Source organism: Methylomonas sp. BG-2 (assembly GCF_057766305.1).
The window spans coordinates 1-11,445 of the sequence record NZ_JBYMAP010000137.1; the positions used below are offsets into that span (position 1 = coordinate 1).

At 60.0% G+C, this 11,445-nt stretch carries 7 protein-coding genes; 3 read left to right on the plus strand and 4 right to left on the minus strand.

Annotated elements, in window-relative coordinates; genetic code table 11:
- The 3 genes from AC3B8H_RS13700 to AC3B8H_RS13710 form a co-directional block, all read right to left on the minus strand.
- On the minus strand, positions 1-276 hold a 276-nt coding region (locus AC3B8H_RS13700; RefSeq protein ID WP_488442106.1), incomplete at its 3' end, for a GIY-YIG nuclease family protein.
- 769 nt (positions 277-1,045) lie between these two features.
- Entirely contained in the window at positions 1,046-3,277 is a 2,232-nt protein-coding gene (locus AC3B8H_RS13705; protein WP_488442107.1) for a cytochrome-c peroxidase, read from the minus strand.
- A 526-nt stretch (positions 3,278-3,803) separates the two neighbouring features.
- A complete protein-coding gene (locus AC3B8H_RS13710) occupies positions 3,804-5,660 on the minus strand; it encodes a hypothetical protein (protein WP_488442108.1) in 1,857 nt (618 codons plus the stop codon).
- Positions 5,661-6,484: 824 nt separating this feature from the next.
- Between AC3B8H_RS13710 and AC3B8H_RS13715 the strand changes: the two genes are divergently transcribed.
- Both AC3B8H_RS13715 and pntB read left to right on the plus strand, forming a co-directional pair.
- Entirely contained in the window at positions 6,485-8,038 is a 1,554-nt protein-coding gene (locus AC3B8H_RS13715) for a Re/Si-specific NAD(P)(+) transhydrogenase subunit alpha (RefSeq protein ID WP_488442109.1), read from the plus strand.
- A 12-nt stretch (positions 8,039-8,050) separates the two neighbouring features.
- A complete protein-coding gene (gene pntB, locus AC3B8H_RS13720; protein WP_488442110.1) occupies positions 8,051-9,442 on the plus strand; it encodes a Re/Si-specific NAD(P)(+) transhydrogenase subunit beta in 1,392 nt (463 codons plus the stop codon).
- Positions 9,443-9,771: 329 nt separating this feature from the next.
- On the opposite strand, the gene AC3B8H_RS13725 is transcribed toward pntB, so the two are convergent.
- Positions 9,772-10,896 carry a hypothetical protein gene (locus AC3B8H_RS13725; protein ID WP_488442111.1) on the minus strand — a complete coding sequence of 375 codons (1,125 nt, stop codon included), beginning with the start codon at positions 10,894-10,896 and terminating at the stop codon, positions 9,772-9,774.
- A 183-nt stretch (positions 10,897-11,079) separates the two neighbouring features.
- Here AC3B8H_RS13725 and AC3B8H_RS13730 point away from each other — a divergent pair, with 183 nt between their 5' ends.
- Complete coding sequence (locus AC3B8H_RS13730) at positions 11,080-11,430, plus strand: ArsR/SmtB family transcription factor (RefSeq protein ID WP_488442112.1); 351 nt, start codon at positions 11,080-11,082, stop codon at positions 11,428-11,430.
- Positions 11,431-11,445 lie beyond the last annotated feature (15 nt).

An 11,445-nucleotide genomic window follows, 5' to 3' on the forward strand; every position in this document is an offset into this window, starting at 1 on the left:
TCGTAGCGGCGGCGTTTGGTTGTAGCCGACTAGCGGGTCATTTGACCTGAAGCGGCGGATGAACTCAATTTCCTTCTGGCTTACCTCGATGCGTGATGCGGTTTCAGATTCCCAGAGAATATCTCGTGTGATAGTGAAGCTGCGGCGTTGCTCTTGAGTGAAGTCCTTAGCGATGAGTTCGCTTGAGGCACTGCCGAAGTAGTTGATGCTGTTTGTTCGGTCTTGGCCGATGTAGATCTTCCCATTCGGGTAAGTGATGCGATAGATGACGTTCATTTCTCGTCGATCAGCAGTAACGTAGCGCTCGGAATTGAAGAGGCCCAACTATTGTTTCTCAGGCAAACCCGCCCGTATAACCTGAGATTAACCGCCTTTTCAGGCACTTTTGCTTGCATATCCGGAAAAGTGGGCATGTTTGCCTTGATAACTTGCTATTGGCCGATAAATCGGGCGGTTTTGCTAGGTGTTTTCCATTGCCGCTGATCTTATGGTGCCCTGGCGGGTTGGTAATAGCAAGTTCTGAACCGGCGATTGGGCAAGCGCGCGCTCGCCAGCCTTGCTCCATGGATAATTCGTTATTTACTGGCGTCGGCGGCGGTGTAATCGATGGATGGGTTGCGGCCGTCGTTGGTGGCGATGGTTAGGCGGTCGCCGAGCCGCTTTCTTGCCGGGAATTGGTTTTGTCGGCATCGCACGCCGATCGGCGCCGGAACCGATAGCCGCGCCTGGTGAATTCGCCCGCCGCCTGACCGGCCTTGGCGCCAATCAAATCGGATAATGGGGCCGGGGTTTGTCCAAAGCGTTTGTTGTCGTGGTCGGATTCGTCTTACGGCTATCGGGTTTGCTCGTTTGTCATCGCGTTTCAATTTCGGATTTCCGCTCCCCGGCCCTGTTCCGGAGGGCGTGGGAGCGGACGTGACAAAATCGGACCTGCGTAAGTGAGAAAGCCGACTCGATAACACATTGATCGCGCATAAAAAATCAGCTTCTGTTGTCCGGGAAAGTGAGCTGATATTCGCGGCCGGTCAACAAGCCGCGTTTCGGTTTATTCCAGTGCGCAACTGCCGGCCGGGGTCAGGATCGCGTCGTTGGGGTCCAGGTCCAGGAAGGTTGGCAGCGGGTGGAGGGAGCCGGTCGCGCCGACCGCGCCGATTCGCGCCAGCGGTTGGTACGGGCGGCCGTCGATCGGCAGGCGCAGTTCCGGATGGTCGAACGGCGCTTTTTGGTAGCGTACGCGCTGATCGGTCAACGATACCAGGAAGGCGACCAAGTCTTCCTCTTGCCGGTCGGTCAAGCCCAGCGGTTTGATGTTGGGGGCGAGATCCGCCGCGTTGAAGTGGCAGAAGTTGCCGCCGCGATTGTAAAACTGCACCACCTGCCGCAACGTTGCGACACCGCCGTTGTGGAAGTAGGGGCCGGTCAATTGACTGTTGCGCAGGCCGGGGGTTTTGAAAGCGCCATCCACCGCCGCCCGTTTAAAGTCCTGATTGAGGATTTCAGTGGGATCGCAGACCTGGTTTTGGTTGGCGTCGTTGCAGACCGCGCCGATACCGTCTTCGCTCAGGGCCGGAATCGCATCGTTACCCAGGATCGGAAACGGAATCGGGTCCGGCGTTTGCGGTGTGCCGGCCGGCAGGGCCTGATTGGTTTCGAAGTTCCGGCGTTGCATCAGCGCCTGACGGGCAAAGGCCAGCGGTAGATTGGAATTGTCCGAGCCGCCTCGGCCCAAGTCGTCGGTCGTCGGCGTCACGGCGATATTGTAGAAACCACTATCGTAGAGGGCGCTGCCGTCGGCCACCGGCATCGGCCGGATCAGGTTTTTTCCATGGTTGGTGGCGCGAATCGAGGCTTTGGTCAGCTCCGGTCCGGCGTGGCATTGCACGCATTGGCCTTCGTTGACGAATAGATTCAATCCGGCCAGTTCCTTGGCGCCGAAGCCTTCGTTAAAACGGCCGGTTTCCATCCAGGCGTCGAAATAACTGCGGTCGGCGACCAGCGTCGATTCGTACAGCGACACCGCCAATCCAAAAAACAGGCTGAAGTTGTATTCCATTTGGTTGAAGACGATGCCGGGCGCTTCGATCGCTTCGTCGGACTCCCAATACTGGTCGTTAAACGCGGCCTTGATCAAATCCGCATAGGTGGTATCCAGGCCGCGATAGGGCGCCTTGGCGAGGCCGCCCAGTACCGAGTCCTCGGGGTGCACGATTTGTTGTCCCAGCGGCGTCAAGGGTTTGCCGGTCGCGGCGGATGCCGCCAGCAGTTTTTTGCCGATCTCCGGAAAGCTGCGGCCGTTGGGCAGGCTGGGGTCGGTCGTTGATTGTTGACGCGGATCGCCGAACGACATTTCCGCGAAGCTGACGGTCGGGTCCATCGCTTGCGATGCCAAACTGGCCTGGGCCAGCGAGATTTGCTCCAGGGCCAGCCCTTCCGATGTGTTGACGACGATCGCGGCGTAGGGGTTTTGATCGCCGAAACCGTCCTGACCGTTGAAATGCGGATTGGCGCGGCCATCCCAGAAGTTGCTGAAATTAAACACCGCGTTAATCACCGACGGCGCGTTGCGCGGAACCGAGCGGCGCACGTTTTTCTTGCCGAGCAGATTCCAGACCGGATCCTTGACCGGCGTGCCGCTGTCGACGGCGAGGCCGGGATTGACGTGTTCGAAAAAGGTATACAACATGCCCATCGAGCCGGCGATGTCGTTGCTGTTACCGTTACTGGGATCAATGGCATTTTTATCGCCTTGGACCACGCTGTCGATGACCTTCACGAACGGGAAATCCTGGCGGGTCAACTTGGCGTTCGGCCCCTTGATTTCGAATTCGGGCGCATTGATTTTTAAGGCGTTGGCATAGCCGTCGATCGGATTGACTCGGGTGTTGGCTACCGCGAGAAAGTCGGGGTTGAGTTGATTTTTGGCGCGGCTGTCGGCGCCGGCGTGAAAATGGCAACTGGCGCAGGCCTGCACGCCGTCGCTACCGACCTGACTGTCCCAGAATAGCGCCTTGCCCAGTTGCAGCGCCGCGTCGCGGTTCTTGACGAAGCGGTCCAGTCCTTCCGGCAACGGCGCGCCGCCGTCTTGTCGCACGGCCAGACGCAAGGACTCCAAGCCGAACGAGCGAGCGTCGGCCGGACGCTGCACGATGGTGGTGTTCGCGGATACCCCGGCGCTGACCAACAAGCCGGCGACCAAGGCGGTGTTCAGAAAAATCCCGGCGGTCCGGGAATCGGCGGCCGATTCGATCGGGCGTGTATTAAATGGGTGGCGGTACATGATAGTCCTCGCGATGTTAATTCGATCATGTCCCGGAATGCTTGGATCGCAACCCTAGCGAAGCTGAGTTGCCTTGACGAACGATGGATTGCAATCTCGCCATTGATTCCGCGGTTTGGGTCTGGAGAAACCGGTCCGGGCGTTGTTAGTTTTCAGAATGAGGTTGGCGCGGCGGGTTAGCAACCGGCCGCGCCAAGAAGCGAGGGACCTCCTTTTCCCTCTAGGGTTTTGGCTTAGGCCAGTACGATGCCGCCGCTGCAACGGCCGCCGACTGAACTGCCCAATCTGACAGCCAAACCAGCACGAATGTTGGATTTTACTTTCATGACACTCTCCTCTTGTACCCGTGCCCATCGCACGTCGATCCGCCGGCCCCATGCCGGCAAGTTTCGGTCGGGACTCGCCGCCCATCACGGAACGAGCGGCAAGTCTCGAATTAATTCAAAATGGCTCCGCGCTGCAAGCCGATTCCAAGTTCCGGACCCGGCAATGCTGACAAGGCCGACGATCTGGTGGTTAAGCGAAGTTACCGTTCGCGAATATCGATGTTGCTCTTGGTCACCCGTATCTCCACGCCGAACAACTGCTCGAAGACTTCGCCGATGTGTGGAATGCGCTGGACTTCGCCGAGCAGCAGGTTGTAGATATTCAAATCCGCCGCCGAAAATTCGCGCTCGGGTTGCGGGCGGCCCAGTAGCCGGTTGATCGCTTGCTGGGTTTGCTCGGCGGCGGCCAAAATGCCTTGCTCGCGACGGAAATATTTCATCAGGCAGAGGATCAAACGCTCGAACGCCGCAGCTTCGTAGGCCGGCCGGCCGAATTGCGTGCTCAAAATGCCGCGCAATTGCGCCTCGGCGATGCGGTGGTAGGCGCTAACGGCCGGCGGCGCGATGCGTTCGGCCAAGCTGTCGGCATGCGCCGCCAATCCCAAACCTTCGCAGGTTTTTTGATACATGTCGGCGTAGACCTTTTCCCGGTCGGCCCGCCATGCTTCGCTGGCGATCAGCGATTTGGCTTGCAATTGTTTGATTTGGGTTTGCACCAAGTCCTTGAACGCGTTCAAGCGCTCGGAATCGGTGTCGGGCCAAGCTTCCAAAATTGTCCACAGTTCTTCGTAATGGCGGCTTATCAGCGGCCAAACCGAGAAGGCGATGGCGTGGGACTGCAAGCCATACAGACCGTAATCCAGCGCGGCTGGTAACGTATCCAGCGCGGCCGCGACCTCCGGGTCTTGCGCGACATCGTCCATGCCGGCCAGCGTGGTACCGTCGACCAGCACGCCCAAAAACTCTTCGATCATTTTGCGCGGACCGGCGCAGACCCCGTGCGCCGATTGAAACACGTAGTTGCGTTCGGCGTAGTCGTAGATGCCTTGGGCGGTCATCGGCGCGTCCGGGGCCAGCGTGGTTTCGACGACCGGCAGGAACAGCATTTGATGGGTGGTCATTCGCACGCCGTCGGTGACTCGGTACATCGACGACAACACCGGATGCAGCTCGCCGTTTGCAACGCGGGGCGCGGCTTTAAGCAATTGGTAGGCCGGCACCGCCAGCGCCAGCGCCGACAAGCGTTCCAAATGGCCGACGGTCCAGCCGGCGCGGGCTTCCGGAAAACGCGCGAGATAGGCTTCGCGGATACGCAGCAATACCGCCATCGCCGGCAACCAGTGCTGACCCATGCTTTTCAACGCGGTCAGATTCATCGGCCTTTCGTTTTGGTAGCGGCTGCCGGGGTAGGGGCAGGCCGTCCATTCGGTCGCCACCTCGACGCGCAACGGTTTCGGGAACACGTTGGATTCGCCGACTTGGCGGCCTTCGCTGTCCATCGCGATATGAGCCACCCGGAACACCGGGATCATCAACTCCAGATAACCCGGTTCCACCGGTCGGCCGGTCAGTTCGGCCATGATGGCCTCGCATTCGAACCAAGTGCGCGCTTGTTGACTGGGAGCCGGCGGCAGCAGCGGGTTGGCGCCGGTGTGCGCAATTTTCGGGGCCGGTGCCGGATCGCTGGTTTGCAGTATGCCTTGTAGAATCAACTCTTCGAGCAGATCCTTGACCACCGGCCAATCGTAGCCCTGACCCCAACCGGTGGCGCTTTTGGCTGGAAAGCTGGCTTGCTTGGCCAGATTTTCGCCGAATGCAAATAACTCTGGTGCGTCGAAACTGATTTCCTTGTCTTCGTAATACAGGCGCAGTTCGGTAGCGCCGGTCTCGTTAGTCAGGTATTGGGCGATTGTGCGTTTGTGCATCGGCAGAAACAGCATGTCGTCTTCGGACAGTTCGGCGAATGCCGGCATCTCGCTCAAGCCGGCGTGAAAGGGGCAACCGCCGCTGTGCTGGTTTTCATCGGTTCGCGACCGTTCCAAAATCGGCTGGCTCATCGCTCATATCTCCGGAGTGGGTTGAAATCGAATGGCGCGTTTGCCAACAACGCGCCGGCTCTAAGGACTGGAATCCCGTGCCGGCGGTCGTTTCCAGTGTTATCCGCGACCGTTTCGGCGTGATGAAACAATAAAGCCAGCGCCGGTTGGCGTCTGTGAATAACGGCATCGCCGATTTGCGAGATAACTCACTTGACACCGTATGCTAGGCGTCAGGCGGCCGCCAATCGGCGTGGCGATTGGATTGGTACCGATGCGTCATGGGTAGCCGGACGCGCGCGCCGCCGGCCCGACGCCGATGCCGGCGGTGTGCTCGGGGTTGCGGCTCAATTTCGGCTGGTACTCGGTGGCGCGCAATAAAATGCGAGTGGACAGCGCTACTCAGACCAACCTGGCCGGTTGGCTGATGCCGGGGTTCGGCTTGCGGATTTTCTCGGTGGCGGCTTGGTTTTTGCCCCGCCATAGCGGCATCCAGCGCTTGTTCGGTGCCGCTGGCGCGGATGAACGTTTCGCTGGCGATGATGACGCGCGAGCTCCCCGCGTCGTAAGCCGCGCGGACCAGGGCTCCCCGCGCCGCTCGGTCGGGGCGGCTGTTCGTGGCGTAACCAATCGCCGAATTCCCTTAACCGGCCAAAAATTGGCGGCATTCAACGCCAAAGGCGGGAAAATCGCCGCCTTAATAATTGACCCGCGCCGCGCCGGATGGGTTAAGCTTAACCGGTTGCCGCCCGACTCGTCGCGGCTGTTTGGCCGCTGCTACGTCGCCGGGCAACGTTGAAGTTTGGTTAGCCATATTCCTCCATAAAACAACGACAGGAGACAACATGAGAATCGGCGTACCCAAAGAAATTCACGACGGCGAAAAACGCGTCGCCACGACGCCGGAAGCGGCGGAAAAAATCATCAAGCTGGGCTTTGAAATCTGTGTGGAATCCGGCGCCGGCGCGGCGGCCAATATCAGCGACGAAGCCTACCAGGAGGTCGGCGTCAAGATTCTGCCCGACGCCAAATCGGTCTGGCAGGCGTCCGACATCGTCATGAAAGTCCGGGCGCCGGAACGTCACCCGGAACTGGCGATCGACGAAGCGGAGTTGCTGAAAGACGGTCAGACCTTGATCAGTTTCATCTGGCCGGCCCAAAACGAAGCGTTGATGCAGCAACTGGCGGCCAAGAACGCGACCGTGCTGGCAATGGACAGCGTGCCGCGCATGTCGCGGGCGCAAAAAATGGACGCGCTCAGTTCGATGGCCAACATTGCCGGATACCGGGCCGTGATCGAAGCCGCCCAACATTTCGGCCGTTTCTTCACCGGCCAAATCACCGCCGCCGGCAAAGTGCCGCCGGCCAAGGTACTGGTGATCGGCGCCGGCGTGGCCGGTTTGGCCGCGATCGGCGCGGCCAAGGGCATGGGCGCCATCGTGCGCGCCTTCGACACTAGGCCAGAGGTCAAGGAACAAATCGAAAGCATGGACGCCGAATTTCTGATGCTGGATTTTCATGAAGACGGTTCCGGCAGCGGCGGCTACGCCAAGGTGATGTCCAAGGAATTCATCGAGGCCGAGATGGCCTTGTTCGCCCGCCAGGCGATGGAAGTGGACATCATCATCACCACCGCGCTGATTCCCGGCAAGCCGGCGCCGGAGCTGATCACCGCCGGCATGGTGAAATCGATGAAGCCCGGCAGCGTCATCGTCGATTTGGCCGCCGAGCAGGGCGGTAACTGCGCGCTGACCGAAAAAGACCAAATCGTGGTCAAGCACGACGTCACCATCATCGGCTATACCAATCTGCCCAGCCGGCTGGCCAATCAATCCAGCCAGTTATACGCGACCAACCTGCGCCATTTATTGACCGACTTGTGTCCGGGTAAGGACGGCACGCTGAACGTCAATTTCGACGACGAAGTCATCCGCGGCGCGACGGTGATCAAGGAAGGCAAGGTCACCTGGCCGCCACCGCCGCCGAAACTGTCCGCCAGCCCGAAACCGCTGACCGAAGCGCCGGCGGTGGAAGCCAAGGTAGAGAAACCCAAATCGCTGGCCGCGCAACTGATTCCGGTTCTGCTGGCCGGCGCGGCCTTGTTCGGAATGGGCGCGGTGGCGCCGGCCTCGTTCCTGTCGCACTTCACCGTGTTCGTGTTGGCCTGCTTCGTCGGCTATCAAGTGATTTGGAACGTGACCGCCTCGCTGCATACGCCGTTGATGAGCGTCACCAACGCCATCAGCGGCATCATCGTCATCGGCGCCTTGCTGCAGGTATCGACGCCGAATAATCTGGTGATTACGGTATTGTCCGGCGTGGCGATCCTGATTGCGTCCATCAACATCGCCGGCGGCTTTCTGGTCACCCGGCGCATGCTCGAAATGTTCAGAAAATAAGGAGTAGGCACCATGTCACAAGGTTTAGTCACGATGTCCTATATCGCGGCATCGATTCTGTTCATTTTAAGCTTGAGCGGCCTGAGCCGGCAGGACACTTCCCGGCGCGGCAATTACTTCGGCATGTTGGGGATGGCAATTGCGATTATCGCGACGGTGTTTGGCGGACACGTCACCGCGTTTGGCATCCTGGCCGGCGCGCTGTTGATCGGCGGTTCGATCGGCGCGTTCGCGGCGGCGCGGGTGGAAATGACCCAAATGCCGGAACTGGTCGCGCTGATGCACAGCCTGGTCGGGATGGCTGCGGTGTTGGTCGGTTACGCCAGTTTCCTCGATCACGGTTCCACGCTGGTGGGCGTCGAGAAAACCATACACGAGCTGGAAATCTACATCGGCGTCTTCATCGGCGCGGTGACCTTCTCGGGTTCGGTGATCGCGTTCGGCAAATTGTGCGGCAAGGTCACCGGCAAGCCGGTGTTGTTGCCGGCCCGGCATTGGTTGAATCTGGCGCTGTTCGTCGCCACCTTCGTGCTCGGCGGTCAATTTTTGGCGAATGCCGAAGCCGGCGACGCGTTGACGCCGCTGCTGATCATGACCGTGATCGCGCTGGTGTTCGGCGTGCACATGGTGATGGCGATCGGCGGCGCCGACATGCCGGTGGTGGTGTCGATGCTGAACAGCTACTCGGGATGGGCGGCGGCGGCGACCGGCTTCATGCTCAGCAACGACTTGCTGATCGTCACCGGCGCGTTGGTCGGTTCCAGCGGCGCCATCTTGAGCTACATCATGTGCCGGGCGATGAACCGCCACTTCCTCAGTGTGATCGCCGGCGGCTTCGGCACGGCCGGCGGCGGCGAGGCGGCGGAAATCGAAGGCGAAGTCCAGCCGATCGAAGCCGAGGAAACCGCGCAATTGCTGCGGGATTCCAAAAACATCGTCATCATTCCCGGCTACGGCATGGCGGTGGCGCAAGCGCAGCACACGGTCAACGAAATCACCAAATTGTTGGTCGGCCAGGGCAAGAAGGTACGCTTCGCGATTCACCCGGTCGCCGGCCGGATGCCGGGCCACATGAACGTGTTGCTGGCCGAAGCCAAGGTGCCATACGACATCGTGCTGGAAATGGACGAAATCAACGACGACTTCCCTGAAGTCGATGTGTCCATCGTCATCGGCGCCAACGACATCGTCAATCCGTCGGCGTTGAACGACCCCAACAGCCCGATCGCCGGCATGCCGGTGCTGGAATGCTGGAAGGGCGGCACCACCATCGTCATGAAACGCAGCATGGCCTCGGGCTACGCCGGCGTCGGCAATCCGCTGTTCGTGCTGGAAAACACCCGCATGCTGTTCGGCGATGCCAACGACAGATTGCAGGCGCTGTTAAAAGCCTTGCAGGCTTGATCCCGGCCGCCGCGGTGCGGTCCGACCGGACCCGCGGCGGCGATTTCAATCATCGTCCGACCGGCACTGATAACGGTGCCGGTCGGCGCTATCTGCATCCTAAAAAACGCAGTCGAGCATATCAAATGGGTTGGCGGGTGGAAACCGCTGATGGTTCGACAGGGCTCTCCTGAGCGTAGTCGAAGGGCTCGCCACGGACGGTTTCCACACGCCTCATCTGTTTTTTTTAGGTTCATTCCATCGCTTCAACGCCTGCCATAACCCGCGCCAAATACGGTCTCCGGCGTACTTCCACCTTGCTCGGCAAGCGCTACCCAAGCGGTATAGATTTAAGGCGCGGCGGCGAGCTGTTGGTGGGGCGCGCAGGCTGGGCAACTGACTTCCACCAATTGGCCGCTATGGCGATGGCGCAACGGCCGGGCAAGGCCATCCGCTTGGTTCATGGACCGGTACAGTCGGTTTTCCTCGGCAATGACTTCCCGCTCGTGTTCGAAAGGATAAAGGTTTTGCGCCATGCCGCCGCCGGCAATGAAATGAGCGCTGTCCAACAACATCAATTTGGCGTGCAGCAACTCGTGCAACAGCGCGTCGGCCGGCGAGACGCCGCAGGCGGGGTTGGCGTCGCAGCCAGGTTCGGCCAGCAGTTGCGCGCCGAGCCGGGTATCGAAATAAACCGTGACGCTATCGACCCGGTACTGATTGCCCCACGCTTGTGCCTGCCAGGTATTCTTGCGGTATTTCAACAACACTTTTTGCCGGGCCAGTTCGTCGATCAGCGCCGCGACCGCCGGATAACGGGCGTAATAGCCGGCGATCCGCTCGAAGTCGGCGGCGACGGTGGCGGGTTCGCCGGGTTCGGGTCGATAGGCGCCGCGCAGAAAGTCGAGTATCGTCGTTTCCGCGTCGGCCGGAACCGGTTGCGGATTCGCCGCTTGCTGGTAAGCGTCGGCGATGTCGGCGGCGGTTGGCGGCCGGGTGCGCCGCAATTTGATCAACGTATGGTTGGCCTCGTCGCGGCTGGCGATCGCTTGCATCGCGCCGGCCGGCGGCGCCACCAACTGCGCGGCGGGGCTCGGCGGCGGCGTGAGCAAGTCGTCGGCGCTGACCGCCCGCGACCAACCCAGCAAGCCGATGCAAAACGTCAATACCAAGCCGACCTCGCGGCGGCGGTTGCCGTGTGCCGGCGGACAGTCCAGCGAACGTTGGTCTTGTTTCAGGCATACGCCGTGCGCCTCGGCGATCGCCAGCAGTTCGCGATACGCCTGTTGCGCCGAGATGCTTAAGCCGGCTTGACAAACCAGCGTGGCCTTGCTGTCGATAACGCAGGGATGCAGGAAATTGCGTGTCGGCCAGCGCTGATACCAATCGTTGAGCGCTTGGGCCAGACCTTCCGGGTCGCGCGGCGGCCGGACGGCGGTTTGATAGGCTTGTTGCAGCGTGCGGGTTTCGCTCATCGTGACGGCTAACGGTGGTGGAAGACAAAGGCAGGCCCGCGCATTATTTAAAAAATTCCGGCGGGCCGCCACTAAATAAATGTCTGGGCGTGCCGGTTATATTGCGGCGTTTTACCGGAGAAACGCGTTTTAGCATTGACGGCTTGCCAAATGCCGAAAAATGCTTAGACTATTCAATAATTCTTGAATAGTAAAATTATGGATAAGGAAACCGCCACTCAGCTTTTCGAATCACTGGCTTCCGGCGTTCGTCTGGACGTATTCCGATTGTTGGTCAAACACGCGCCGACAGGCTTGGTTGCCGGCGAGATCGCCAGCGAACTGGCGCTGCCGCCGACCAATTTGTCGTTTCATTTGAAGGCGATGACCCATGCGGGCTTGGTCAGCGTGGTCCAGGAAGGACGCTATCAGCGTTATCGGGCCAATTTGGCCGCGATGCGGGCCTTGATCGAATATTTGACTTCCGAATGCTGTACCGGTAGCCCAAATGCATGTTTCGATTCAGGGCAAACCATTTGCGGCGGCGACACTTGATTCACTTTAACCGTA

What these genes read in the sequence shown, in the direction of transcription:
- AC3B8H_RS13725 (WP_488442111.1), bottom strand. Translation starts at nt 10,896, where the DNA reads ATGAGCGAAACCCGCACGCTGCAACAAGCCTATCAAACCGCCGTCCGG.
- AC3B8H_RS13705 (WP_488442107.1), bottom strand. Translation starts at nt 3,277, where the DNA reads ATGTACCGCCACCCATTTAATACACGCCCGATCGAATCGGCCGCCGAT.
- pntB (WP_488442110.1), top strand. Translation starts at nt 8,051, where the DNA reads ATGTCACAAGGTTTAGTCACGATGTCCTATATCGCGGCATCGATTCTG.
- AC3B8H_RS13715 (WP_488442109.1), top strand. Translation starts at nt 6,485, where the DNA reads ATGAGAATCGGCGTACCCAAAGAAATTCACGACGGCGAAAAACGCGTC.
- AC3B8H_RS13710 (WP_488442108.1), bottom strand. Translation starts at nt 5,660, where the DNA reads ATGAGCCAGCCGATTTTGGAACGGTCGCGAACCGATGAAAACCAGCAC.